The sequence below is a fragment of the Phreatobacter sp. GW821-FHT04C01 genome (genome assembly GCF_059420385.1).
Genome location: NZ_JBWKTP010000008.1, coordinates 62,390 through 86,949, shown reverse-complemented (window position 1 = coordinate 86,949; position 24,560 = coordinate 62,390). Strand labels below are relative to the sequence as shown.

The 24,560-nt window shown below is 66.7% G+C and carries 21 protein-coding genes; 10 read left to right on the top strand and 11 right to left on the bottom strand.

The window, feature by feature from the left end:
• Window positions 1-3: 3 nt before the first annotated feature.
• The 3 genes from AC07WJ_RS26190 to AC07WJ_RS26180 form a co-directional block, all read right to left on the bottom strand.
• A complete protein-coding gene (locus AC07WJ_RS26190) occupies window positions 4-564 on the bottom strand; it encodes a LemA family protein (protein ID WP_494937623.1) in 561 nt (186 codons plus the stop codon).
• Between the two features lie 395 nt (window positions 565-959).
• On the bottom strand, window positions 960-1,706 hold the full coding sequence (locus AC07WJ_RS26185; protein WP_494937622.1) for a hypothetical protein: 747 nt from the start codon (window positions 1,704-1,706) through the stop codon (window positions 960-962).
• Complete coding sequence (locus tag AC07WJ_RS26180) at window positions 1,703-3,610, bottom strand: ABCB family ABC transporter ATP-binding protein/permease (protein WP_494937891.1); 1,908 nt, start codon at window positions 3,608-3,610, stop codon at window positions 1,703-1,705. The genes AC07WJ_RS26185 and AC07WJ_RS26180 overlap by 4 nt, the downstream gene beginning before the upstream one ends.
• Window positions 3,611-3,931: 321 nt before the next feature.
• Between AC07WJ_RS26180 and AC07WJ_RS26175 the strand changes: the two genes are divergently transcribed.
• Window positions 3,932-4,543, top strand: coding sequence for an LOG family protein (locus AC07WJ_RS26175; protein ID WP_494937621.1), 612 nt, complete (start codon window positions 3,932-3,934; stop codon window positions 4,541-4,543).
• 199 nt (window positions 4,544-4,742) lie between these two features.
• Window positions 4,743-6,107: a serine hydrolase gene (locus tag AC07WJ_RS26170; RefSeq protein ID WP_494937620.1), complete on the top strand. Its 1,365-nt coding sequence runs from the start codon at window positions 4,743-4,745 to the stop codon at window positions 6,105-6,107.
• A gap of 108 nt (window positions 6,108-6,215) precedes the next feature.
• On the opposite strand, the gene cimA is transcribed toward AC07WJ_RS26170, so the two are convergent.
• On the bottom strand, window positions 6,216-7,823 hold the full coding sequence (cimA, locus tag AC07WJ_RS26165; protein WP_494937619.1) for a citramalate synthase: 1,608 nt from the start codon (window positions 7,821-7,823) through the stop codon (window positions 6,216-6,218).
• A gap of 122 nt (window positions 7,824-7,945) precedes the next feature.
• Window positions 7,946-9,325: a cysteine--tRNA ligase gene (gene cysS / locus AC07WJ_RS26160; RefSeq protein WP_494937618.1), complete on the bottom strand. Its 1,380-nt coding sequence runs from the start codon at window positions 9,323-9,325 to the stop codon at window positions 7,946-7,948.
• 399 nt (window positions 9,326-9,724) lie between these two features.
• Here cysS and AC07WJ_RS26155 point away from each other — a divergent pair, with 399 nt between their 5' ends.
• Window positions 9,725-10,444, top strand: a complete 720-nt coding sequence (locus tag AC07WJ_RS26155; RefSeq protein WP_494937617.1) for a hypothetical protein — start codon at window positions 9,725-9,727, stop codon at window positions 10,442-10,444.
• Between the two features lie 16 nt (window positions 10,445-10,460).
• On the opposite strand, the gene AC07WJ_RS26150 is transcribed toward AC07WJ_RS26155, so the two are convergent.
• Both AC07WJ_RS26150 and AC07WJ_RS26145 read right to left on the bottom strand, forming a co-directional pair.
• Entirely contained in the window at window positions 10,461-10,994 is a 534-nt protein-coding gene (locus AC07WJ_RS26150) for a CreA family protein (RefSeq protein WP_494937616.1), read from the bottom strand.
• 134 nt (window positions 10,995-11,128) lie between these two features.
• Window positions 11,129-12,208 carry a hypothetical protein gene (locus AC07WJ_RS26145; protein ID WP_494937615.1) on the bottom strand — a complete coding sequence of 360 codons (1,080 nt, stop codon included), beginning with the start codon at window positions 12,206-12,208 and terminating at the stop codon, window positions 11,129-11,131.
• A gap of 261 nt (window positions 12,209-12,469) precedes the next feature.
• On the opposite strand from AC07WJ_RS26145, the gene parC reads away from it, so the two are divergent.
• Together parC and AC07WJ_RS26135 are read left to right on the top strand one after the other, a co-directional pair.
• Complete coding sequence (gene parC / locus AC07WJ_RS26140; RefSeq protein ID WP_494937614.1) at window positions 12,470-14,719, top strand: DNA topoisomerase IV subunit A; 2,250 nt, start codon at window positions 12,470-12,472, stop codon at window positions 14,717-14,719.
• A gap of 71 nt (window positions 14,720-14,790) precedes the next feature.
• A complete protein-coding gene (locus tag AC07WJ_RS26135) occupies window positions 14,791-15,807 on the top strand; it encodes an amino acid ABC transporter substrate-binding protein (RefSeq protein ID WP_494937890.1) in 1,017 nt (338 codons plus the stop codon).
• 132 nt (window positions 15,808-15,939) lie between these two features.
• Here the strand turns inward: AC07WJ_RS26135 and AC07WJ_RS26130 are convergent, their stop codons facing one another.
• Window positions 15,940-16,698, bottom strand: coding sequence for an arginyltransferase (locus tag AC07WJ_RS26130; protein ID WP_494937613.1), 759 nt, complete (start codon window positions 16,696-16,698; stop codon window positions 15,940-15,942).
• A gap of 392 nt (window positions 16,699-17,090) precedes the next feature.
• Between AC07WJ_RS26130 and AC07WJ_RS26125 the strand changes: the two genes are divergently transcribed.
• Entirely contained in the window at window positions 17,091-17,339 is a 249-nt protein-coding gene (locus AC07WJ_RS26125; protein ID WP_494937612.1) for a hypothetical protein, read from the top strand.
• Here the strand turns inward: AC07WJ_RS26125 and AC07WJ_RS26120 are convergent, their stop codons facing one another.
• The 3 genes from AC07WJ_RS26120 to hemB form a co-directional block, all read right to left on the bottom strand.
• A complete protein-coding gene (locus tag AC07WJ_RS26120; protein ID WP_494937889.1) occupies window positions 17,340-18,509 on the bottom strand; it encodes a threonine ammonia-lyase in 1,170 nt (389 codons plus the stop codon).
• Window positions 18,510-18,562: 53 nt separating this feature from the next.
• Window positions 18,563-19,819 (bottom strand): branched-chain amino acid ABC transporter permease, encoded by a 1,257-nt coding sequence (locus tag AC07WJ_RS26115; RefSeq protein WP_494937611.1) that lies wholly within the window; start codon window positions 19,817-19,819, stop codon window positions 18,563-18,565.
• Window positions 19,820-20,123: 304 nt separating this feature from the next.
• Window positions 20,124-21,170, bottom strand: coding sequence for a porphobilinogen synthase (hemB, locus tag AC07WJ_RS26110; protein WP_494937610.1), 1,047 nt, complete (start codon window positions 21,168-21,170; stop codon window positions 20,124-20,126).
• 264 nt (window positions 21,171-21,434) lie between these two features.
• Between hemB and AC07WJ_RS26105 the strand changes: the two genes are divergently transcribed.
• The 4 genes from AC07WJ_RS26105 to AC07WJ_RS26090 all read left to right on the top strand — a co-directional run bounded on the left by AC07WJ_RS26105 (window position 21,435) and on the right by AC07WJ_RS26090 (window position 24,556).
• Window positions 21,435-21,725 carry a hypothetical protein gene (locus AC07WJ_RS26105; protein ID WP_494937609.1) on the top strand — a complete coding sequence of 97 codons (291 nt, stop codon included), beginning with the start codon at window positions 21,435-21,437 and terminating at the stop codon, window positions 21,723-21,725.
• 95 nt (window positions 21,726-21,820) lie between these two features.
• Complete coding sequence (locus tag AC07WJ_RS26100; protein WP_494937608.1) at window positions 21,821-22,960, top strand: acyl-CoA dehydrogenase family protein; 1,140 nt, start codon at window positions 21,821-21,823, stop codon at window positions 22,958-22,960.
• A 13-nt stretch (window positions 22,961-22,973) separates the two neighbouring features.
• A complete protein-coding gene (locus AC07WJ_RS26095) occupies window positions 22,974-24,089 on the top strand; it encodes an enoyl-CoA hydratase/isomerase family protein (RefSeq protein ID WP_494937607.1) in 1,116 nt (371 codons plus the stop codon).
• Window positions 24,086-24,556: a DUF6163 family protein gene (locus AC07WJ_RS26090; protein WP_494937606.1), complete on the top strand. Its 471-nt coding sequence runs from the start codon at window positions 24,086-24,088 to the stop codon at window positions 24,554-24,556. The genes AC07WJ_RS26095 and AC07WJ_RS26090 overlap by 4 nt, the downstream gene beginning before the upstream one ends.
• The last annotated feature ends 4 nt before the right edge of the window (window positions 24,557-24,560 follow it).

The window sequence follows — 24,560 nt, the reverse complement described above, 5'->3', positions numbered from 1 at the left end:
CCGTCAGAACTTCACGGTCGGCGGCGCCGCGTCCATCGTGGTGCGCGCCTCCGCTCCGACATCGAAGAACTCGCGCGCCGTGAAGCCCATTTGCTGGGCGAACAGCACGGCCGGGAAGGCCTGGATCGAGGCGTTGAACTCGCTCACCGCATTGTTGAAGAAGCGCCGCGCGGCGGCGAGCTTGTTCTCGACATCGGTCAGGTCGGTCTGCAACTGCTGGAAATTGGCGCTGGCCTTGAGGTCGGGATAGGCCTCGGCGAGCGCCAGGAGGCGGCCGACCGCGCCGCTCAATTGCTGTTCGGCCGCCGCCTGCGCGGCCGGTCCTTGCGCGGCCTGCGCGGCATTGCGCGCCTGGACGACGGCTTCCAGCGTGCCGCGCTCATGGGCGGCATAACCCTTCACGGTCTCGACCAGGTTGGGGATCAGGTCGTGGCGCTGCTTCAGCTGCACGTCGATATCGGCGAAGGCCTGGTTGACCCGCTGCCGCATGCCGACGAGGCCGTTATAGGTGAAGATCGCATAGACGACGAGGAGGGCGACGACGCCCAGAATGCCCCAAACCATGGCTGATCCTTTTCATGTTCCAGCCACCAGCGTGGCATGCCTGCTCGCGCTAGGGAAGCCGGACCGAGGCGACACCCCGGCGCAGGCTTCCGGAAGAGTTGGCGCCTGGTGGGTTCGGACGTCTCGCCAATCGGGGGGCATCACTGCGTCGCGCAGGAACCACCGACCTTCACCTCTCCCCGGCGGGGAGAGGTCGAGCGCGAGCGTAGCGAGTGGTCGGGAGAGGGGGCGAGGCGCTTGACGAGCGAGCACCATGCGAAACGCGCAAGGCATTATTCTCAAACGACAAAACCCCCGCTCCCGGCCTTCGGCCGACCTCTCCCCGCCGGGGAGAGGTAAGAGGTGCGTCCTGTGCCGGATCTCCCGTGGCGACGAATTTGGCCGGTAAGCCCCCCTCAAGCCGACGAACGGCCCTTGCCGGTGAGCCAGGGCGACACCGCGCCCCAGGGCCGGTCGAGCGGCGTGCCATGGGCTGGCCGTTCGTCGCGCGGCAAGGTGAGCTGGTGGATCTCCAGGATCGGCAAAGGCGGCCCCGAATAGTTCTCGCTGACCAGCAGGCCGGACTTGGCGCCGCGCACCAGCACGGCGTCGGAGGGGGCGGCCGAGAACACTGCCTCGCCCGGCATCCGCTCGCGGCCGATCAGCTTGGTTTCCTCGAAGGCGACCGCGCCGCCATTGTCGGCGTGCAGCACATAGAGCAGCGGCAGCTTTTCGGCCTCCTGGTAGCCGATCGCCTCGACGAAGCGCCAGCTTTCCTCGACCACTTCGTCGGAGGCGATATCGGCGGCGAGCGCGCGCTTGGCCGCCGTCATGCGGGCGCGCTTGGCGACCACCCGGACCATGCCGGCGCCGCCCCAGGCGGCCAGCCAGAGGCAGGCGGCGATGGTCCAGGTGCGGTCGGTGCCGAATGACAGGCCGGTGACGAATTGCAGGCCCCAGGCGGCGAGCAGCACCAAGGGACCGATGAAGATCAGCGACAGGAGCCCGAGACCGATGCCGGAGCCGACCTCGGCGAGATCGGCCTGCGGCTGCAGGCGCAGCTCGTCCAGCGCGCCTTCCAGCACGGCGCGCTCGCTATTGTCGGCGGGCCGTCGGTAGGAAAGCGACAGGGGCCTTTCGCGTGCCTCGACCATGGGTCTCATTCCGCCGCCTCTTGGGGCGTCTTGCTGGAGGGTTCGCTCAGCAGTTCACTGAGTGATTCCTGCGATTGTGAGGCGGGCTCCTGCGCCCGCGCCGGCGTTCCACGATCGAGGCCGGCAATCTTCTCCTGTGCCTCGGCGGCCTCGCGTTGGCGATTCCACAATCCGGCATAGAGGCCATGACGCGCAAGCAGCTCGCCATGGGTTCCGCGTTCGGCGACCCGACCGCCTTCCAGCACGATGATCTCGTCGGCGCCGACAATGGTCGACAGCCGGTGCGCGATGACGATCGCCGTGCGGTTCTCCGCGACCTTGTCGAGCGCGCCCTGGATCTCGCGCTCGGTATGGCTGTCCAGCGCCGACGTCGCCTCGTCCAGCACCAGGATCGGCGGCGATTTCAGGATGGTGCGGGCGATCGCCACGCGCTGCTTCTCGCCGCCCGAGAGCTTCAGGCCGCGTTCGCCGACCTCGGTCTCGTAGCCGTCGGGGTTGTGGCGGATGAATTCGTGGATCTGGGCGAGCTTGGCGGCGGCCTCGACCTCGGCGTCGTCGGCATCCCAGCGGCCGTAGCGGATGTTGTAGCGGATGGTGTCGTTGAACAGCACGGTGTCCTGCGGCACCATGCCGATGGCCTGGCGCAGCGAGCCCTGGGTGACGTCGCGGATGTCCTGGCCGTCAATGGTGATGCGGCCGCCCGAGATCTCGTAGAAGCGGAACAGCAGGCGCGAGATGGTCGATTTGCCGGCGCCCGAAGGGCCGACGATCGCCACCGTCTTGCCGGCCGGCACATCGAAGCTCACGCCTTTCAGGATCGGCCGGGCCGGATCATAGGCGAAGGTGACGTCCTCGAAGCGGATCGCGCCGCCGCTGACCGCCAGGGGCAGGGCGCCCGGCTTGTCCTGGATCTCCGGATTGCGGTCGAGGATCTGGAACATCGCCTCGATGTCGGTCACCGCCTGCTTGATCTCGCGATAGACCATGCCCATGAAATTGAGCGGCTGGTACAGCTGGATCATCATGGCGTTGACCATGACGAAATCGCCGACCGTGTTGCGGCCCTGGGCTATGTCGATGGCGCACATCACCATGCAGGCGGTCATGCCCAGCGTAAAGATCACCGCCTGGCCGGAGTTCAGCACGGCGAGCGAGGTATAGGCCTTGGTGGAGGCCGCCTCGTATTTCGCCATGGAGACGTCGTAGCGGGCCTTCTCGCGCGCCTCGGCGCCGAAATATTTCACCGTCTCGTAGTTCAGCAGCGAGTCGATCGCCTTCACATTGGCGTTGTTGTCGCTGTCGTTCATGTCGCGGCGGATGTTGATGCGCCACTCGGTCGCCGAATAGGTGAACCAGAGATAGAGCGCCACCGTCGCCAGGATCACCACCACGTAGCGCCAGTCGAACATCCACAGCAGCACGCCGACGATCATCACCAGTTCGATGATGGTCGGGGCGAGTTGCAGCATCAGCATGCGGACGATGGTCTCGATGCCGTTGCGGCCGCGCTCCAGCACGCGGGTCAGGCCGCCGGTCTTGCGTTCCAGATGGAAGCGCAGCGACAGCTTGTGCATGTGCTCGAAGGTGATCAGCGCCAGTCGCCTGACCGCATGCATCGACACCTTGGCGAACAGGCCGTCGCGCATCTGGGTGATCAGCGCCATGATGATGCGGGCCAGGCCGTAGCCGAGCGTCAGCGCCACCGGCGGTGCCATCAGCCAGAGCCACCACGACATGTCGGCGACCCTGGGCGCGGCCAGCGCGTCGGTCGCCCATTTGAAGGTGAACGGCACCACCATGGTCACGAGCTTCGCGACCAGCAGCATCACCATGGCCCAGACCACGCGCAGCTTCAGGTCGGCCCGGTCGCCAGGCCAGATGAACGGCCACAGATGCAGGATGGTGCGCGACAGCGCGCCACCTTCCGCGGAAACGCGCGGGCGTCCGGCGGGAGAACTGGCCGTGGCTGGGTCTGATATCGACAAAATGGTCTCGAGGTTGAAGGCGTATCGGGGCTGGCTGGTATCGGGCTTTTCGGCGGGCGGGCGCCACAGCATTCTTGTCTGGAACCGATATAAGCACAGTCGCCCGCCTTTGCAGGGGGCGCGGCGCATGCCAGCCGCGATGCCGATCCCTCGCAAGAACCACCGCAGTGCAAGAGTGCGTTGATAAGACTGGCTGACCCGGCGCCTGAGGCCCGCTATCATGGCGGTCGAGATTCACGGGGACCCGTCATGGCCACCATTCGTTCCATTTGCGTCTATTGCGGCTCGGGCAACGGCCATGCGGCGATCCATCTGCAGGCGGCCAAGGAGTTCGGGGCCGCCATGGCCGCGGCCGGCATCCGGCTGGTCTATGGCGGCGGCGGCACCGGCCTGATGGGGGCGCTCGCCGGCGCGGTCATCGAGAATGGCGGTCAGGTCACCGGCATCATTCCGGAATTCCTCAAGCGCAAGGAAATGGCGCTGGACGGCGTGCAGGAGCTGATCACGGTTCCCGACATGCATGTCCGCAAGATGATGATGTTCCACAAGGCCGACAGCTTCGTCGCCTTGCCGGGCGGCATCGGCACGCTCGAGGAACTGGTCGAGCAATTGACCTGGGCGCAGCTCGGCCGCCACCGCAAGCCGGTGATCATCGCCAATATCGGCGGCTTCTGGGACCCGCTGAAGGTGCTGCTCGCCCATATGCGCGAAGAGGGCTTCATCCGGCCCGAACTGGCGGTGAAATACAGCTTGGTCGAGCATGCCGCCGAAATCATCCCGGCGCTGCAGGCGGCTGTCGCCGACCTGCCGGAGGAGGCGCTGTCGGAGGAGCATGAGCCGGTTCTGATCGGCAAGATGTGAGGGGCTGCGTGAACCCTCTCCCACGAAGAGGTGGGTGAGGGGGATGCTGCGCGACCTCGGATGCCGACGACGGCCGCCTCCAGCTCGGAGCCGATCCGGCCGGCGGGTGCCGGGTCGTGCCGGCGCCCCTTTTTCTTCACGAACCCATCTGGGGCAGGCTAGTGTCGCGGCTGATCCGTAGGCCATTCGCGAGCTTGCCATGTCGCCCCCCGTCGTCCCCCCGAGCCTCCCGCCCGGCGAAGCGGTTCAGCGGATGCTGGCCCGGCGCGTCGACGAACTTCGCCTGTCGCGCGGCATGGTCGTTGGCATTTCGGACGCGAAGGAGCGCGCTTTCGTCGCGCATGGATGTCGGGACGGCCTGTCCGGCGATCCCGTGACGCGAGACACGGTTTTCGAAATCGGATCCATTACCAAGCTGTTCACCGCCTTGCTCCTCGCCGACATGGCGCAGCGCGGCGAGCTCGGCCTCGATGAGCCGGTTGCCCGTCTCCTGCCGAGCGGCGTGAACGTTCCGGCCCGCAATGGCCGGGAGATAACGCTTCGCGACCTGGCGACTCATCGTTCCGGACTGCCGCGGCGCCCGGCCAATCTGCAGTCGCGTGAAACCGGCGATCCCTATGCGCATTACAGCGAGAGTGCGCTTTACGCATGTCTGGGCGAATGCGAGCTGTTGTCGACGCCGGGCGATATCCATGCCTATTCCAACCTTGGCGTGGGCTTGCTCGGCCATGCCTTGGCGCATCGCGCCGGCGTCCGGGATTATGAAGCCCTGGTGCGGCAGCGTATCCTCGTTCCGCTCGCGATGAACGACACGGTCATTGGCCTGCCGCCCCGTCTGGAGCAAAGGCTGGCAAGTCCCCACGATTCGAGCCTCGACGTTCTTCCGCTGTGGAACTTCGGCGTCCTGGCGGGAGCCGGCGCACTGCGCTCGACCGCGGTCGACATGCTCGTCTTCGTCGAGGCGCTGGGCGATGCCAAATCGCCGATCGGGCCAATGGTGGGTCCCATCGTCACGCCACGCGAACAGGGCGGGCTGGGATTGGGCGTGGCGCACCCGGACGGCGGCATGGCCATCGCTCATTCCGGCGGCACCGGCGGGACCAGATCATTCGTCCGGCATATCCCGGAGTGGAAACGCGGGATCGTCGTGCTGAGCAACTCCAATGTCGATGCGGTCGTCGACCTCGGCGTTCACATCCTCGATACGCGGTGTGCGCCGCTCTGGTTCAGGACGGAGGCGCCGGTCGACCCTGCCGTCTTTAGCCGGCTGACCGGCCGCTATCGGATCAACCCCTATCGCATGCTCGACGTGACGAGCGCCGAGGGGCGGCTCTTCGTCCGTCATACCGGCGAGCCGACCCGGCTGTTTCCCGCGTCGGAGTGGCGGTACTTCTACAAGGCCATCAACGCCCAGATCACCTTTGAACCCGGTGACGACGGGCGAGCCGCACGTCTGATCCTCCATGAGAACGGCAGCGACCAGATCGCCGTCCGTGTCGAGCATCCTCATCCCGGGGGCGCGAGCGACGCGAGCCTCGAAGGACGACCGACTTTGATGCAATAGGCCAATCGGCAGCGGCAAAGCTCTTGCGTCCGAGGCAGGCGACGCAACGCGGCGTCATCCGCGTCCCAGGCCCAAGTCCCCGCCAGGGTGTTGCCGAACGAGCCTCGTTCACACGCCGACGCCGTCCTTCACCAGCTTGTAGGTGATTGAATCCGTCAGGGCCTGAAAGCTCGCGTCGATGATGTTGGGCGACACGCCGACGGTCGTCCAGGTCTCGCCCTGGCCGTCCTTGCTCTCGATCAGCACGCGTGTCACGGCGCCGGTGCCGCCGTTCAGGATCCGGACACGGAAATCGACCAGTTCCAGGTCCTGGATGAAGCGCTGGTACTTGCCGAGATCCTTGCGCAGCGCGGCATCGAGCGCATTGATCGGGCCATTGCCTTCGGCCGCCGAGATCAGCTCTTCGTCGCCGACCTTCACCTTCACCACCGCCTCGGAGAAGGAAACGAGATCGCCGAGCGCGTTCCAGCGCCGCTCGACATTGACCTGGAAACGCTCGACCTCGAAGAACACGGGCACTTCGCCCATCATCCGCTTGGCCAGCAGGAAGAACGAGGCGTCCGCTCCCTCATAGGCGTAACCCAGGCTCTCACGTTCCTTGACCTCGTCGAGGATGCGCGCGACCCGCGGGTCGTCCTTGGCCACCGTCAGGCCCACGCGCTCCAGCTCCGCCAGCACATTCGACTTGCCGGCCTGTTCGGAGACCAGCACATGGCGCCGATTGCCGACGAGATCCGGCGGCACGTGCTCATAGGTCTCCGGCTCCTTCATCACCGCGGAGGCATGGATGCCGGCCTTGGTGGCGAAGGCCGAGGCGCCGACATAGGGCGCGTGGCGGTTGGGCGAGCGGTTGAGCAATTCGTCGAGCTTGCGCGAGGCGCTGGTCAGATGGGTGAGCTTGTCGGCGCTGACGCCGATGCTGAAGCGGTCGGCATAACTCTTCTTCAGGAGCAGGGTCGGGATGATCGAGGCGAGATTGGCATTGCCGCAGCGCTCGCCGAGCCCGTTCATCGTGCCCTGGATCTGCCGGCAGCCGGCGCGCACCGCGGCCAGCGAATTGGCCACCGCCTGCTCGGTGTCGTTATGGGCGTGGATGCCGAGATGGTCGCCGGGGACGTGGCCGATCACCTGGGCGACGATCTCGGAGACCTCTTCGGGCAGCGTGCCGCCATTGGTGTCGCACAGCACCACCCAGCGCGCGCCGGCCTCATAGGCGGTCCGGGCGCAGGTCAGCGCATAATCGGGATTGGCCTTGAAGCCATCGAAGAAATGCTCGCAGTCGAGCATTACCTCGAAGCCGCGCGCCTTGGCCGCCTCGACGGAGTCGCGGATGCCTTCGAGGTTTTCGTCCAGCGTCGCGCCGAGGGCGACATGGACATGATAATCCCAGGCCTTGGCGACGAAACAGATGGCGTCGGCCCTGGCGTCCAGGAGCGCCGCGACGCCCGGATCGTTGGCGGCCGAGCGACCCGCCCGCTTGGTCATGCCGAAGGCGGTGAAGCCTGCGCGAAGCGAACGCTTTTCGGCGAACAGGGCGGTGTCGGTCGGGTTGGCGCCGGGATAGCCGCCCTCGATATAGTCGAGGCCGAGATCATCCAGCAGCGCCGCGATCTTGAGCTTGTCGTCGAGGGTGAAGTCGACCCCGGTGGTCTGCGCGCCGTCGCGCAAGGTGGTGTCGAAGAGATAGAGACGTTCGGTCGTCGGGCGTTCGGTCATGACGCGGCCTTGGAGAGGCGATCGACCCGCCTGGGGCGTTGATGGTCGAGCACTGGAACGGAAAGGACGGGAGCTGAGCCATGCGGGCGACGCGGAAGCGCGACCGCCGGCGGGAGGGGCGCTCAGCGCGCCACCTCCCAGGTGGTAATCGGCTCGCCCGTGACCTTGTCCTTGCCGTCCTTCAGCTGAATGCCCATGGCGGCGAGATCGTCGCGGATCCGGTCGGATTCGGCGAAATCCTTGGCCTTGCGGGCGGCAAGCCTGGCCGCGACCATGTCCTCGATCCGCGCCACGTCCTTCTCGTCCTCGGCCTCGGCGCTGGTCAGCTCGACCGCGCGGCTGCCGTCGAAGCCCATCAGCGCCAGCGCCGCGGCGAGGCCGGCGGCATCGCCACGCTTTTCCAGTCCATGCAGCTCGGCAATGGTCTTGGCCGTGTTGAGGTCGTCGGCCAGCGCCTCGAGCACGGGCGCCGGCACGGTGCCGGGCGTGACGCCCGCCGTGACCCGGTACCAGTTCTCCAGCGTCTTCCAGCTCTCCTCCATGGCCCGCACCGTCCAGTCGATCGGCTGGCGGTAGTGTCCCTTCATCATGGTCAGGCGCAGCACTTCGCCGGGCCAGGCCTTGCCCTCCCAGCCGTCGAGCAGTTCCTGGATGGTGACGAAATTGCCGAGGCTTTTCGACATCTTGTCGCCTTCCACCTGCAGAAAGCCGTTATGCATCCAGACATTGGCCATGACCGCATGGCCGAAGGCGCAGGTGGTCTGCGCGACCTCGTTCTCGTGGTGGGGGAAGACCAGGTCGATGCCGCCGCCATGGATGTCGAAGACCTCGCCGAGGTGCTTCCAGCTCATCGCCGAGCATTCGATATGCCAGCCGGGGCGGCCCGGCTGGGCGATGCCGCAGGGGCTCGGCCAGCCCGGCTCGTGCGGCTCGCGCGACGGCTTCCACAGCACGAAATCCATTTCCGATCGCTTGTAGGGCGCGACATCGACGCGCGCGCCGGCGATCATGTCGTCGAGCGGCCGCTTCGACAGCTTGCCGTAATCGGGCATGGAGGGCACCGAGAACAGCACATGGTCTTCGGCGACATAGGCATGGCCGGATGCGACCAGCCGCTCGCAGATCGCCTTCATTTCAGCGATGTGATCGGTGGCGCGCGGCTCCACCGTCGGACGCAGCGCGCCCAGCGCATCGATGGCCGCATGAAAGCGCGCCGTGGTGCCCTCGGTCAGCTCGCGAATGGTAATGCCGCGCTCATAGGCCCGCTTGTTGATCTTGTCGTCGAGGTCCGTGATGTTGCGGGCATAGGTGACGTGATCGGCGCCATAGGTGTGGCGCAGCAGCCGGAACAACAGGTCGAAGATGATCACCGGCCGCGCATTGCCGATATGAGCGTCGTCATAGACGGTCGGCCCGCAGACATACATGCGCACATTCGCTTCGTCGATCGGACGGAAGACGTCCTTCGATCGTGTGAGCGTGTTGTAGAGCCTGATCGTCATGGCCGTCCTCGCAAAGCTCGAGCGCTCCGCTGGCCGGGGAGGGATCTTTTGCTTCCAGAGTAGAGGCAAAGAACGTCTGCCGGCCAGCGCTATCGCTCAGCCGCAAATAATCCCGGAAATGGTCGAGAAACCGTTCATGGCGGTGAGATAGCGCAGATTGGCGTGATGTCGTCAAGCGGGAGAGAGAACAGCGCGCACGAACCCTCTCCCGCGAGGACGTGGGCGAGGGTTCGCGCAACCGCCACATTTGCGCGAAGCGCGCCGACCATCTTGACGTGCATTCGCGTTGAGAACATAAAAAGAACGTTTTAGAGCGTCGCGCAATTGCCCGGTACGATCAGCCCGTGGACCGCGGGTCATTCGTCGGCATGCGGCGCGCGGGCAAGAAGGTTTGTACCAGTGCGCTTGACGATTTTTGCAGTGATGGCCTTCGGGCTTCTCGGAATGACCCTCGCCCGTGCCGATGATTTGAGGGTCACCACGTCGTTCGGAACCCTGGAAATCACCAGCAACGATGGGAAAAAATGCGCGGTTTCAGGTGGTCAGCAGCTTTATTGCACCGAGGAGGACCAGCTGACCTTCGCCGGTCAGCCGATCGTGCTGCAGAACCATACGGTCGTCTTGCTGGATGAGGATTGCGGCGGGTCCGCCTGCGGAATTCCCTCGACCCGCTTCATCGTGCAGTCGGCAGGCAATGTGCGCTATCAGGCGGGTCCGTTCGAGGCGAGCTGGTCGAACGGCACGCCGCGCAGGACCGGTCCGGATTCCTTCTCGATCAGCTTGCCCTATTTCGACGGCAAGATCCGCTCGATGACCTTCGCCAATGGCGAGTTGACCTTCGAGGCGCGTCCGGCGGTGGGGCCGCTGCGGCTGACTGGCGAGCATTGCGAAAGTCTGTATCGGCAGGCCCTGCGGGAATGTACCCGCATGGATGCCGCGTGCTCGGAAGGGGTCTCGGGCCTGTCGATGGCGAACCAGCGGATCGTCAATGCGATGCGCGGGCTGTATCAGCGGTTCCAGGCAGACGAGTTCGAAAAGCTGTGCGAACAGGCCTGCACGCGCAAGCGCCTGCCGGCGCGCGCAAGCTTCAATCGCACCATTTGCCGGCAGCCGGGGTGATCTCGTCGGCGCGGCCCTACTGGATCCACTCGCTGCAGCGCTGGACGTCGCCATTGGCGCCCCACGGCATGATCGGCACGCTGGAGGTCGAGTTCTGCGGCGAGCCGTCGATCAGCTTGTCGGAATAGATCATGTAGACCAGCACGTTGCGGGCGGCATCGCAGCCGCGCACGATCTGCACGCGCTTGAAGAAGAACGAGCGCCCTTCGGAGAACACCACGTCGCCCTGGCCCGAGCGGGTGCGAAACCGGATCGGCGCGATCTGGTGGCACGACAGCGAAACGTCGGACAATTGCTCGGCGAAACCGAAAGTGCCGGCCCAGCCGCCCTTTTCCGGCACGGTGAAATGGCAAGCCACCCCCTCCACATTCGGGTCGTCGATGCCATAGGTGGCGAGCTTGTCGTTCGGCGACAGCAGGCGGAACACGGTGGAGCGGCGGAAGATCAGGTCCGGCCGGTCGCCGGCGGCCCTGGCCTCCAGGGCGGGCAGCGTCAGTGCGAGCGCGGTGAGGGCGGGGGCGAGCAGGGCGGCGACAAGGCGGTGGATCATCGGAGGGCTCTCATCGAGTCGTCGGTGTCTCTGGAGGCTTTAACTTAGCCCCCAGGCGTGATGTTCCGATAGCCGCCTTTGCCCCGAAGGCCCGAGGCCTCTCGAGGCAAGGCCCCCGCGCCCGCCGGCCCCGATCAGTGCGGCCTGCCGCCATGGCCCGCATTGGGCGCGCCGGCCGCCCCGGCGGCCTCGCGGGCCTCGTAATATTCGGCGGTGAACTTGACCGACCAGTGGTCGAAGAACGACTTCGTGCGCGCGCTGATCGTCTCCGGATGGGCGCTGCGGGTGCTCTCGTAATGCGCCACGTAGCGCGCGACGACCGGCCCCACGAGCGGGGCACGCACCAGCACGCCCACCATGCCGGCCGCTGCCCGGCTCGCGATTTCGCCGACGGCCGCGGCCGAGGCCCGCAGCAACCGCGACGCGGACCTCCAGAAACCGGTCAAGCCGATCGCCCGGGCGGTCCGCCGCACGGCCAAAAAAGCCCGGGTCACGGCGCCGTCCGTCTGCCGGTAGCGCAGCCCGAGCTTCTGCATCATCGGCAGCGCGGCGAGCCTTTGGCAAAGGCGCAGGAGCGTGCCGACGGCCGGATGTCGCCGGGCCTGGGGCCAGGCCGCCGGATAGACCGGCAGGACGAGCAGCTTGGTCTTGGCGAGAACCGTGGCGACACCGTGCAGCAGCTGCATCCATGACGGCAGCGTCGCCGCCTTGGCGATCAGCACCGCATGGGCGGCCGTTGCCGCGCCGAAGGAAATCGGGATCCACAGCACCGCCGCGATGATCACCAGCAGGGCGGTGCGCGGCGACAGCGTCTTGCAGGTCTTGAACACCCAGGCCATGCCGGCTTCGAACGCGTGATGCACAGCTTCTTCGAAGGCATGATAGCTGATCCGTTGCCTGAGCCAGGCCCAGCCCTGCCGCAGCGCCTCGCGCCAGATCCGGCTCCTGTCTCCAGGCAAGGGCAGCAACCCGACAATGGCCTGAGCCAGTCGCGCCAGCCCGTCGCCGATGATCCGCAGGGTGAACAGGGGAAAGCGCATCAGCTGGAGCAGCAGCGGGAACAGGATGTCGAGCATCTGCACCAGCAGCGAAAGCGTCGCCCTCGCCAGCCGCCTGGCGACCACCGCCGCGAGGACCACGGGCAGCAGGATGACGTCGTCCAGCGCCGGGCCGGGCGCGGTGGAAGCGGTGGAACTGGTGTCGCCGCTGTTCAAGGGGGCTCCTCGGTCACTGTCGGTTCGGCTGCGCGGTTCCTTTGACAATTAGGCTGCGGCGAAACGGTGAAAAGAGGCGGGCAGGGGGAAGTGTCATGTTGTCGCGGCTCCGGCCGGACCGGCAGGGGGCTTTTCGTCGTGACCGGAAGGGCCGGGTAATCCACCGGCCATTTGCGATCGCCGGAGGTTCATCGCTTGTTCCCCTTGCCTCCGCCGCCTATTCAGTGGATCTGACCTTCCCCCGATTCGCGAGGCACGAACATGGGCGAACGTATCCTGCCGCCCGGTGGCGGCGAAGACGGCGTCGAGAACATCAATCTGCGCGATGCGCTGGAAGATCGTTATCTTTCCTATGCGTTGTCGACCATCATGGGCCGGGCGCTGCCGGACGCGCGCGACGGCCTGAAGCCGGTCCATCGGCGCATCCTGCACGCCATGCGGCTGTTGAAGCTCGACCCGGGCACGGCGTTCAAGAAGTGCGCGCGCATCGTCGGCGACGTCATCGGTAAATACCATCCGCACGGCGACCAGTCGGTCTATGACGCGCTGGTCCGGCTCGCCCAGGACTTCGCCCAGCGCTACCCGCTGGTCGACGGCCAGGGCAATTTCGGCAATATCGACGGCGATAACGCCGCGGCCTATCGTTATACCGAAGCGCGCATGACCGAGGTCGCGGCGCTGCTGCTCGAGGGCATCGGCGAGGACGCGGTCGATTTCCGCAAGACCTATAACGAGGAGGACGACGAGCCGGTCGTCCTGCCGGGCGCCTTCCCGAACCTGCTCGCCAACGGCTCCCAGGGCATCGCGGTCGGCATGGCCACCTCGATCCCGCCGCACAATGCCGCCGAGATCTGCGACGCGGCCCTGCACCTGATCGCCAATCCCGACTGCACCACGCGCGACCTGGTCGCCCATGTGCCCGGCCCGGACTTTCCCACCGGTGGCATCATCATCGAGGGCCGTGCCTCGATCGAGGAGGCCTATGCCACCGGCCGCGGCGGCTTCCGCACCCGGGCCCGCTGGCATCAGGAGGATACCGGCCGCGGCACCTATCTGATCATCGTCACCCAGATCCCCTATGGCGTCACCAAGGGCCGGCTGATCGAGAAGATCGCCGAGCTGATCATCGACAAGAAGCTCCCGCTGATCGCCGATTTCCGGGACGAGAGCGCCGAGGATATCCGGCTCGTCTTCGAGCCGAAATCGCGCAATGTCGACGGCGGACTGATGATGGAAAGCCTGTTCCGGCTGACCGAGCTCGAAAGCCGCATCCCGCTCAACATGAACGTGTTGATGCAGGGCAAGGTGCCGCGGGTCGTCGGCCTGAAAGAGGTGCTGCGCGAATGGGTCGACCATCGCCGCGACGTGCTGCTGCGCCGCTCGCGCCATCGCCTCGCCGAGATCGAGCGCCGCCTGGAAGTGCTGGCCGGCCTGATCATCGCCTATCTCAATATCGACGAGGTGATCCGCATCATCCGCACCGCGGATGAGCCGAAAAAGGCCCTGGTCGCCCGGTTCGAGCTGACCGAGGTGCAGGTCGAGGCGATCCTCAACATGCGGCTGCGGTCCTTGGCCAAGCTCGAGGAGATCGAGTTGCGCAAGGAGCATGACGAGCTGTCCAAGGAGAAGGACGGCATCGTCAAGCTGATCGGTTCGGAAGCGCTGCAGTGGAAGACCATCACCTGGGAAATCAGCAAGGTCAAAAAGCAGTTCAGCAAGGACACGCCGCTCGGCAAGCGCCGCACCACCTTCGGCGAGGCGACAGAGCATGACGAAGGCGCCATGGCCGAGGCTCTGGTCGAGCGCGAGCCGATCACCGTCGTGGTCTCCGAAAAGGGCTGGATCCGGGCGCTGAAGGGCCATGTCCAGGACCTCTCGACGCTGACCTTCAAGACCGACGACCGGCTGAAGATCTCGTTCTTCGCCGAGACCACCTCCAAGCTCCTGGTCTTCGCAACCAACGGCAAGGTGTTCACGCTCGAGGGCTCGAAGCTGCCGGGCGGACGCGGCGCCGGCGAGCCGATCCGCCTGATGATCGATCTCGAGCAGGAGCACGACATCGTCGAGGTCGTGCAGTTCAAGGGCGGCCGCAAGGTGCTGCTCGCCTCCAAGGACGGCCGCGGCTTCGTCGTCGCCGAGGACGACCTGGTCGCCAACACCCGCAAGGGCAAGGGCGTCATGGGCGTCGATACGCCCGACGAGCTCGTCGCCATTCGTTTCGTCGAAGGCGAGCATGTCGCCGTCATCGGCGAAAACCGCAAGCTCCTGGTGTTCCCGTTGAACCAGGTGCCGGAAATGACCCGCGGCAAGGGCGTGCGCCTGCAGAAATACAAGGGCGGCGGCCTCGCCGACCTGAAGACCTTCACGCTCGCCGAGGGCCTCACCTGGAAGGATTCCTCCGACCGGACCTGGACGGTCGGCGAGAAGGATCTCGGCGAATGGGTCGGCAACCGGGCCGATGCCGGCCGTCTGCCGCCGAAGGGCTTCCCCAAGAACAACAAGTTCGGTTGAATGGCTGGCGACGCGGCAGCTTAAGCCGCGCGACCAGCGGGAACCGAAGCCAGATGAAGATCCTGAAGACCTTGATGGCGGCGTCCGCCGCCGTCGCGTTCGGCCTCGTGCCGGCGCTCGCGCAGAATTCCGCCCAGGGCAACACGCTGCAGAAGATCCGCGAGCGCGGCTTCATTCTATGCGGCGCGAGCCAGGGCGTTCCGGGCTTCTCGCAGCCCGACGACAAGGGCGTCTGGCAAGGCTTCGACACCGATTTCTGCCGGGCGCTGGCCGCCACCATCTTCGACGATCCGGACAAGGCGCGCTATCTGCCGCTGGCCTCGAAGGACCGGCTGATCTCGCTGCAGGGCGGCAATATCGACGTGCTCGCGCGCACCACGACCTGGTCGATCGGCCGCGAGATCGGCCAGGGCCTGGCCTTCACCGCCATCAGCTATTACGACGGCCAGGGCTTCCTGGTGCGCAAGTCGGCGGGTCTCGCCTCGGTGCGCGACCTCAACGGCGCCACCATCTGCGTCTCGCAGGGCACCACCAACGAGCTCAATCTCGCCGACTATTTCCGCGCCCAGAACCTGACCTACAAGGTGGTCACCTTCGGCAGTCTCGACGAGGTGTCGAAGGCCTACGAGAACGGCCGTTGCGACGCCTACACCACCGACATGTCGCAGCTCGCCACCAACCGCTTCCTGATGCAGAATCCCGACGACCACATGGTCCTGCCCGAGATCATCTCCAAGGAACCGCTCGGGCCCTGGGTGCGCAAGGGCGATCCGCAATGGTTCGACATCGTCCGCTGGAGCCTGTTCGTCATGCTGGCGGCCGAGGAGCTCGGCATCACCAAGGCCAATGTGTCGGAGCACCTGACCAGCGCCAACCCGGAGGTCCGCCGCCTGCTCGGGGTCGACGGCAATTTCGGCGAGACGCTCGGCCTGTCGCGCGATTGGGCGGTGCGGATCATCCGCCATGTCGGCAATTACGGCGAGAGCTTCGACCGCAACCTCGGCGCCGGCAGCCGCATCGGCCTGCCGCGCGGCGCCAACCAGCTGTGGAACAAAGGCGGCCTGCAATATTCGCCGCCGTTCCGTTGAGTCGGGCGAATGGTGAGTGGCGAATAGGCGGCGCCGTCGCGCGAACCCTCGCCCGCGCCTTCGCGGGAGAGGGTTGGCGCGCACCGCGCGTTTCGCTTCATCGCTATTCGCTATTCGCTATTCGCTATTCGCCTAAGCAACCGGTCCGTCGAACCGTTGCCAGCCTTCCGGATGCAGCCGCTCCTGCGGCAGGAACCGGGCCTTGTAGTCCATCTTGCGCGAGCCCTCGACCCAATAGCCGAGATAGACATAGGGCAGGCCCATGGCCTTGGCGCGGGCGATGTGATCGAGAATGACCAGGGTGCCGAGCGAGCGCGCCTGATGTTCCGGCTCGAAGAACGAATAGACCAGCGACAGCCCGTCGGCGAGGATATCGGTCAGCACGCAGGCGATCAGATCGCCCTTTGACCGGCCGGTGACGCCGCTGTCGATATCGCGTCGGCGATATTCGACGAGGCGCGTATTGACGTGGCTGTCCTCGACCATCAGCGCGTAATCGAGCACGGTCATGTCGGCCATGCCGCCGGAACGGTGGCGCCAGTCGAGATAGGCGCGGAACACCGAATATTGCTCCGAGGTAGGCACCGCCGCGCGCATCTCGCCGATCAGGTCGGCATTGCCCTTCATCACCCGGCGGAACGAGCGGGTCATGCGGAAATCCTTGACCGGCACCCGCACCGACACGCAGGCCCGGCAGTTCTCGCAGGCCGGGCGGTAGGCGATCGACTGCGACCGGCGGAACCCGCCCTGGGTCAGGATGTCGTTCAGTCCCGGCGCGCGCGGCCCGACCAGATGGGTGAACACCTTGCGTTCGAACTGGCCCGGCAGATAGGGGCAGTTGGTCGGGGCCGTCAGGTAGAACTGGGGGGTATCGCGCGGTTGCTGGGTCACGGTCGGGCTCGCACAGGAATCGGAGCCACGCCACCCATCCGGCCCCTCTTTCATACGATAGCGATGGTCGGGCCGATCACAAGGGCAGGCGCGCGCCAAAAATGGCTGGCATGCCGCGACGGGCACCGTCGTTCATGGGAAAACCCGCGGCATCGCACGATCGGATTTCGACGGTGGCTGCGGCACGCTCATGCCATCTCGACAGGATGGCCAGGTTTCGCCTGGCGCGCCATGCGGCGTGGGGCGCGGCCAGTGTCGTCTCGATCTCGCCCCAGGCGCTGCCGTCCCTCGGCGTCATCGCAAGCTTATTTGGGGTTCCCCTCCATTTGGCGGGTTTTTCTCGCGCGATCGGCCGGCACACTCGGCTCACCAAAGTCGGTGGGAGGTTTCGCATGATCCGCCTTGCAGTGCTCGCGGCGACCGGTCTGGCCGGCCTGTTGGTTTCCGGTCCTGCCATGGCCGGCCCATCGCACCCCCAGGAGATGCAGGCGCAGCAACGTGGCGGCGCGCTGACGCCGCAGCGGGCGCGCGCCGTCTGCTGGCAGGAGCTGGGCTTTGGCCCCACCACGCCACGCGACCGCTATCCGGCGCGGCTCCTGCCGCAGGTCGAGCAGTGCATCCAGCGCAAGCTCGGGCGCTGATCAGCTGACGTCGTCGCTGCCCGAGCCGATGCGTGTCGCCGGCAGGCCCTCCGCCGCCAGGGCCGCCAGGATCTCCTGGGCATGGCCGTGGTCGCGCGTCTCGATCGTGATGTCGAGCTTGGTGCCTTTCGCCGGCGTATCGAGGAAGTGCCGGCGGTGTTCGACTTCGAGAATGTTGGCGCCCATGCGGCCGAGCAGGGTGGCGATGATGCCGAGCACGCCGGGCCGGTCGGGAATGGTCATGCGGATGGCGACGATACGGTCCTCGCGTTCGAGCTCGCGCACCATGATGGAGGCGAGGATGCGCGGGTCGATATTGCCGCCGGTCAGGATCAGCCCGACGCGCTTGTCGCGGAATTTGGCGGGATCGGCGAGCAGGGCGGCGATGCCTGCGGCCCCCGCGCCTTCGGCAATCGTCTTCTGGCGGGTCAGGCAAAGATTGACCGCCCGTTCCAGCTGGCTCTCGCTGACCAGGACAATGTCGGAGACCAAGTCACGGACGACCGGAATGGTGGTCTTGCCGGCGAATTTCACCGCGATGCCCTCGGCGAGCGTCGGCCCGCCGCACGGCCGGTCCTCGCCATGCACGGCGTTCCACATCGAGGGGTAGAGCGAGGCTTCGACGCCGACAACGTCGATGCCGGGCTTGATCGCTTTTGCCGCCAGCGCATTGCCGGCGATCAGCCCGCCGCCGCCGATCGGGATGACCAGCATGTCGAGATCGGGCATGTCCTCCAGCATCTCGCAGGCAATGGTGCCCTGGCCCGCCACCACATGCGGGTCGTCATAGGGATGTACCCAGACCAGGCCTTCGGCCGCCTGGATCGCCTCGGCGCGCGCCTGCGCCTCGACCAGCGTTTCACCGTCCAGCACGACGCGGGCACCGTGGGTGCGGGTCGCCGCCACCTTCACGAAGGGCGTGGTGATCGGCATGACGATGGTCGCAGGGATGCCCAGCCGGTTGGCGTGCAGGGCCACTGCCTGGGCGTGGTTGCCGGCCGACATGGCAATGACGCCGCGCTGGCGCTCGGCTTCCGTCAGGCTGGCGAGCTTGACCAGCGCGCCGCGTTCCTTGAACGAATTGGTGACCTGCAGGTTCTCGTATTTGATGAAGACCTGGGCGCCGGTCAGGGCCGAAAGCGCTGGCGCCGCCAGCATGGGCGTGCGCATGACGCGGCCCTTGATCGTCTCGCGGGCGGCTTCGATTTCGGCAAAGGACAGCGTCACACCGGTCTCCCATTCGTGTCGAACAGGCCGTTGGGCCTGACGACGATCAGCAGCACGAGCGCGATATAGACCGCCGGATCGCGCCATTCGATAGGCAGATAGCCTGACCAGGCGGTTTCGGCGAGCCCAAGCGCGATGCCGCCGAGAAAGGCGCCGGGGACCGACCCGACGCCGCCGAGGATCGCTGCGACCAGCGCCTTCAGGCCGAACACCGTGCCGAGCGCGAAATGCGCCGAGCCGAAATGCACCGCATGGGCGAAGCCGGCAAGCCCGGCGACGCCACCGGCCAGCGCGAAGGTCGCGGCCACCAGCCGGCCCGGATCGACCCCGAACAGCGCGGCCATGCCGGGATCGTCGGCGAAGGCGCGCCAGGACCGGCCGAAGGCCGAGCGCCCGATCAGCCAGACCAGCCCGAGCGCGACGGTGAGCGCGAAGCCGACCACGCCGATCTGGTTGAGCGTGACCGTGGTGACGAAATCGCCCGAGCGGACCAGCGGGATCGGATCCGAGGCGATCGGCGGCGACCAGCGCGCGCTCGAGCCATGGGTCAGCCGGAGCGCCTCGCCGAGCGCGACCGCCACACCGATGGTCGCCACCAGCACGGCCTGGCCGCTCTGCTTCTGCCCGACGATCGGCACGACCACGGCCCGGCCGATGGCGAGGTTGGTGGCGGCCGCGGTGATCGCGCCGGCGGCGAGCGCAAGGGCGAGCGCCGCGCCGAGGCCCAAGCTGGCGGCCGCGACGGCGACGATGCCGACCGCGGCATAGGAGCCGGCTACAGCGATCTCGCCGAAAGCCAGGTTGATCCGGCCGATTAGGCCATAGACCAGCGCATAGGCCGCGGCCAGCAGCCCATAGAGCGCTGCCGGGGCCAGCCCGTTGGCGCCTTGCTGCAGGGCGTAGGCGAAGACCATGGGGATTTCGGGCACGGCCGCCTGGCTCTGGCGGCGCGCCGCCGCCTCCGCCGTCATCCTGGCATCGCCGAGCCACCAGCGCTTCAGGATCAGCAGCCGCACCGGACCGAGGTCGCCTCGTTCGGTGCTGAGCCGGACAAGCTCGAAACGGGCGGCGTCGGTGCCGCCGCCGGCAAAGCCGCAGATGACGTGATGGGCGAGGTTCGGCTGGCCGGGCTCGCGCACGAGATAGTCGATGCGCACCGTATTCTTCAGCGCCGCCACCGGGCCGTAGCGGCTCTCGCGGATCTGGCTGCCCTCGGCATGCAGCGCCGGCAGCACGTCGCGACAGATGCGCAAGTGATCGGGCTCGACGATGCTGGCGCAGGCGCCGAGCAGGAGGCAGACGAGGAGGGGGAGGAGGGGTAAGCGAAGGAAGGCGGCACAGGTCTCGACCAATCCTCTCCCAGAGGGAGAGGGGGGCGCCGTCAGGCGCCGGGTGAGGGGATGTCCATCTCCGGATGCGGCGACATGCGGCCCGAGCATCGGCATGAGTTCGGATCGGTACGACCCCTCACCCGGCAGCTGACGCTGCCACCCTCTCCCTATGGGAGAGGGTTGATTCATCGGCGCTTTCCACAGTCTCGAACTGATCTCACGCCGCTCACCCGCCGCCCAGGATCTTCGCCGCGCGCGGCGCGAAATAGGTCAGGATGCCGTCGCAGCCCGCACGCTTGAAGCCGATCAGGCTTTCCATCATGGCGCGTTCGCCGTCGATATAGCCGGCGCGCGCGGCGCCCTCGATCATCGCGTATTCGCCCGACACCTGGTAGGCGAAGGTCGGCACGCCGAAGGCGTCCTTCACTCTCCGGCAGATGTCGAGATAGGGCATGCCCGGCTTCACCATCACCATGTCGGCGCCTTCGGCGATGTCGATCTCGACCTCGCGCAGCGCCTCGTCGGTATTGGCCGGGTCCATCTGATAGGTGCGCTTGTCGCCGATCAGCGTCGTCTTGGTGCCGATCGCGTCGCGGAACGGCGCGTAGAAGCCCGAGGCGAATTTCGCCGCGTAGCTCATGATCTGGGTGTCTTCGAAACCGGCCTCGTCGAGGGCCTGGCGAATGGCGCCGATCCGGCCGTCCATCATGTCCGAGGGCGCGATACAGTCGGCGCCGGCTTCCGCCAGCGCCAGCGACTGGCGGCACAGGATCGCCACCGTCGGGTCGTTGAGGATGCGGCCGTCCTCGGTCATCACGCCGTCATGGCCATGCGAGGTATAGGGGTCGAGCGCGGCATCGGTGATCAGGCCGATCTCGGGCACCGCCTGCTTGATGGCGCGCACGGCGCGGCACATCAGGTTGTGCTGGTTCTCGGCCTCCGAACCGGTGGGATCGCGCAGCGCCGGATCGACATAGGGGAAGGGGGCGAGCGCGGGAATGCCGAGCCGTGCCGCAAGCTCCGCCTCGCGCACCGCCTCGTCGATGGTGATGCGATCGATGCCGGGCATGCTTGATATCGGCGTGCGCGCATCCTGGCTGTCGATCAGGAACAGGGGCCAGATCAGGTCGTCGGTGGTCAGCACGTGCTCGCGCACCAGCCGGCGCGACCAATCGGCCTTGCGATTGCGCCTCAGGCGCGTGCTGAGCGAAAGTTTTTCGGCGGTGGCGGTGGCCGGCAGGGGTTGCGGGCCACGGAGCGCACGGATCGGCATCGTTTTCTTCCTCGCGTCGGGGCGCGGTTTTGTTCCTCTCGGCGGGGCGCATCCCGCTCCAGGATCCAAGAGTCTTGCAGGACCCAACAGTCTTGCAAGATCCCAAAGCCCTATCACTCCGGTATCGGCGGGAACAGTCCCGCAAATGCTGATTTGCGATACGTATTCGGCGAGGGCTGGTCACTTTGTCTGTTTCTGTGTCTCATTCAACCTGCGGCTTTGGCCGGGGTGCCGAGTCGCGCGAAGCGAACGGGAGCACAAGCGATGGAAACTCTTCTTCCTATCCTGATCCAGCTTATCGCCGGGGCTATCGGCGGCAATGTCGCGGGCAAGTCGGCGCCGAGCCTCGACCAGGGCACTTTGGTCAATTCGATCGGCGGTCTGCTCGGCGGCGGTATTGGTGGCCAGATCGTCTCGGCGGTTCTGCCGGGGCTGCTCGCGGGTGGCGGCCTGTCGGTGAGCGGCATCCTGTCGAGCCTGGTGTCCGGCGGCGTCGGCGGCGGCGTGCTGCTGGCCATTATCGGCGCCGTGAAAAACGCCATGGGCAATCGTTGAGCGCCAGGCACTCCACGCTATCGGAGCCTCTGCCGGGCGGCTGAATTGACCGCACCGGCAAAGGCCTCCTATGCCGTTGGCGGAGGAGACCGCCAATGGATTTCGCTCTTTCCGAGGAACAGCTGGCCTTCCAGGGCGTCGCGCGCGACTTCGCCAGCGCCGAACTCGAACCCCATGCGCGCGACTGGGATGCCGGCGCGATCTTTCCCGAGGACACGCTGCGCAAGGCGGCTGCCCTCGGTTTCGCCGGCATCTATGTCAGGGACGATGTCGGCGGCACGGCCTTGAGCCGGCTCGACGCGGCGCTGATCTTCGAGGAGCTCGCCAAGGGCTGCGTCTCGACCACGGCCTATGTCTCGATCCACAACATGGCCGCCTGGATGATCGACACCTATGGTCACGAGGACCTGCGCCGGCGCTATTTGCCCGACCTCTGCACCATGACCACTTTCGCCAGCTATTGCCTGACGGAGGCCGGGGCCGGCTCGGATGCCGCGTCGCTGCGCACGCGGGCGGTGAAGGACGGCAATTCCTACGTGATCAACGGCGCCAAGGCCTTCATCTCCGGCGGCGGCCGTTCCGATATCTATGTCGTGATGGCGCGCACCGGCGGCGAGGGCGCGCGCGGCGTGTCCTGCTTCGTGGTCGAGAAGGACACGCCCGGCCTGAGCTTCGGCGCGCAGGAGAAGAAGCTCGGCTGGAAGAGCCAGCCGACCGCGGTGGTCGATTTCGACAATGTCCGCGTGCCCGCCGAGAACATGGTCGGCGAGGAGGGCCAGGGCTTCAGGATCGCCATGGCGGGCCTCGACGGCGGCCGGCTGAATATCGCTGCCTGTTCGCTCGGCGGCGCCCAGTTCTGCCTCGATCGCACCGTCGACTACATGAAGGACCGCCAGCAGTTCGGTTCGCCTTTGAGCGACTTCCAGGCGCTGCGCTTCCGCATCGCCGACTATGCCACCGAGCTGGAGGCGGCGCGCCTGATGGTCCGTCGCGCGGCGGTCGCGGTGGGGGCCAAGGAGCCGCGCGCCACCACGCTCGCCGCCATGGCCAAGCGCTTCGCCACCGATGTCGGTTTCGAGGTGGTCAACGGCTGCCTGCAACTGCATGGCGGCTACGGCTATCTCAACGATCATCCGATCGAGCGCATCCTGCGCGACGTGCGCGTGCACCAGATCCTGGAGGGAACCAACGAGATCATGCGCGTCATCGTCTCGCGCGACATCCTCGGCACGTGATAACAACCGGCTCATGACCACATCCGAATCCGACCCGAACACCACCGAAGTGCTGATCGAACGGCGTGGCACGGCCGGATTGATCACGCTGAACCGGCCACAGGCGCTGAACGCCCTGACGCTCGCCATGGTGCGCGCCATGCGGCCGGCGCTCGAAGCCTGGGCTACCGACCCCGCCGTCACCCGCGTCGTGCTGATGGGGGCGGGAGACCGTGCCTTCTGCGCCGGCGGTGACATCCGGGTGCTGCATGACCTCGGCAAGGCCGGCCGGCAGGACGAAGCGCTGCAGTTCTGGCGCGAGGAATACGAGCTCAACATCCTGATCAAGCGTTATCCGAAGCCGTTCCTGGCGCTTGTCGACGGCATCGTCATGGGTGGCGGGGTTGGGGTTTCGGTTCACGGCAGCCATGTCGTCGCCGGCGAGAAATTCGCCTTCGCCATGCCCGAAGTCGGCATCGGCTTCTTCCCCGATGTCGGCGGCACCTATTTCCTGCCGCGCATTCCCGGCGAGATCGGCAGCTATTTCGCGCTGACCGGCGCGCGCATGAAACAGGGCGATGCGCTCTCCACCGGGCTTGCCACCCATGCGGTGGCCTCGGCCGATTTCCCCGATCTGATCGATGCGCTGACCCGGGTCGATGCGGTCGATTCGACGCTGGAAGCCTTTGCCCGCTCGTCCACCGTGCCGCAATCGATCACCAGCCGGCGCACCGCCATCGATCGCTGCTTCCGCTTCGATACGGTCGAGCAGGTTCTGGCAGCGCTCGACGACGAGGCGGCGCACGAGGCATCGGCCGGCGACGGCACGCCGAAGCCGTCCTGGGCGGCCGAGACGGCCGCGACCATCCGCCAGAAGTCGCCGACCTCGCTGAAGATCGCTTTGGCGCAAGTGCGGGCCGGCAGGACCATGAGCTTCGAGGCGGCCATGATCACCGAGTTCCGCATCGTCTCGCGGGTCTGCCGCGGCCATGATTTCTACGAAGGCGTGCGCGCCGTCATCATCGACAAGGACAACCGGCCACGCTGGCAGCCGGAAAGCCTCGAGGCGGTGACGGAGGCCATGGTCCAGGCCCATTTCGCGCCGCTGGTGTCGGGCGAACTCGTACCGCCGGCGGGATCGTCGTCGTGAGCACCACCAAGCCGCGGCTCAGCGGCGACGCGCCGATCCAGGCCCATGTCGAGGCGCGGCTGGACTGGGTCCGCATCCTCACCTGGTTCCTGCGCGCCCTGGCCCTGCTGGCGCTCGGCCGCGGCCTGTCGCAATGGGCGGTGATCTGCGGCTTCCAGACCCTTGACGGCGTCGATTTCGAAGAGTTGGCTCCGGGCCTGCAGACCGCCACCATCTTCTTCGCCGTGATCCAGCTGGTCGCCGGCGTCGGCCTCTGGCTCACCGCCGCCTGGGGCGGCGTGGTCTGGATCATCACCGCCCTGGTGGCGCTGGCGATCGATGTTTCGGCGCCGATCGGCATCCAGGGCTGGGTGCAGACCGCCGGTCGCCCCTTGGTCGCCTCGCTCGTCGATATCGCGCTGATCGTCTTCTACGTCATTGCCGCAACCATGGCCGCCCGCCAGATCGACCAGGGAACCGGCGACTGAGGCC

What these genes read in the sequence shown, in the direction of transcription:
- AC07WJ_RS26100 (WP_494937608.1), top strand. Translation starts at nt 21,821, where the DNA reads ATGGATTTCGCTCTTTCCGAGGAACAGCTGGCCTTCCAGGGCGTCGCG.
- AC07WJ_RS26095 (WP_494937607.1), top strand. Translation starts at nt 22,974, where the DNA reads ATGACCACATCCGAATCCGACCCGAACACCACCGAAGTGCTGATCGAA.
- AC07WJ_RS26185 (WP_494937622.1), bottom strand. Translation starts at nt 1,706, where the DNA reads ATGAGACCCATGGTCGAGGCACGCGAAAGGCCCCTGTCGCTTTCCTAC.
- cysS (WP_494937618.1), bottom strand. Translation starts at nt 9,325, where the DNA reads ATGACGATCAGGCTCTACAACACGCTCACACGATCGAAGGACGTCTTC.
- AC07WJ_RS26125 (WP_494937612.1), top strand. Translation starts at nt 17,091, where the DNA reads ATGATCCGCCTTGCAGTGCTCGCGGCGACCGGTCTGGCCGGCCTGTTG.
- AC07WJ_RS26190 (WP_494937623.1), bottom strand. Translation starts at nt 564, where the DNA reads ATGGTTTGGGGCATTCTGGGCGTCGTCGCCCTCCTCGTCGTCTATGCG.
- AC07WJ_RS26150 (WP_494937616.1), bottom strand. Translation starts at nt 10,994, where the DNA reads ATGATCCACCGCCTTGTCGCCGCCCTGCTCGCCCCCGCCCTCACCGCG.
- AC07WJ_RS26105 (WP_494937609.1), top strand. Translation starts at nt 21,435, where the DNA reads ATGGAAACTCTTCTTCCTATCCTGATCCAGCTTATCGCCGGGGCTATC.
- cimA (WP_494937619.1), bottom strand. Translation starts at nt 7,823, where the DNA reads ATGACCGAACGCCCGACGACCGAACGTCTCTATCTCTTCGACACCACC.
- parC (WP_494937614.1), top strand. Translation starts at nt 12,470, where the DNA reads ATGGGCGAACGTATCCTGCCGCCCGGTGGCGGCGAAGACGGCGTCGAG.
- AC07WJ_RS26170 (WP_494937620.1), top strand. Translation starts at nt 4,743, where the DNA reads ATGTCGCCCCCCGTCGTCCCCCCGAGCCTCCCGCCCGGCGAAGCGGTT.
- AC07WJ_RS26175 (WP_494937621.1), top strand. Translation starts at nt 3,932, where the DNA reads ATGGCCACCATTCGTTCCATTTGCGTCTATTGCGGCTCGGGCAACGGC.
- hemB (WP_494937610.1), bottom strand. Translation starts at nt 21,170, where the DNA reads ATGCCGATCCGTGCGCTCCGTGGCCCGCAACCCCTGCCGGCCACCGCC.
- AC07WJ_RS26120 (WP_494937889.1), bottom strand. Translation starts at nt 18,509, where the DNA reads ATGCGCACGCCCATGCTGGCGGCGCCAGCGCTTTCGGCCCTGACCGGC.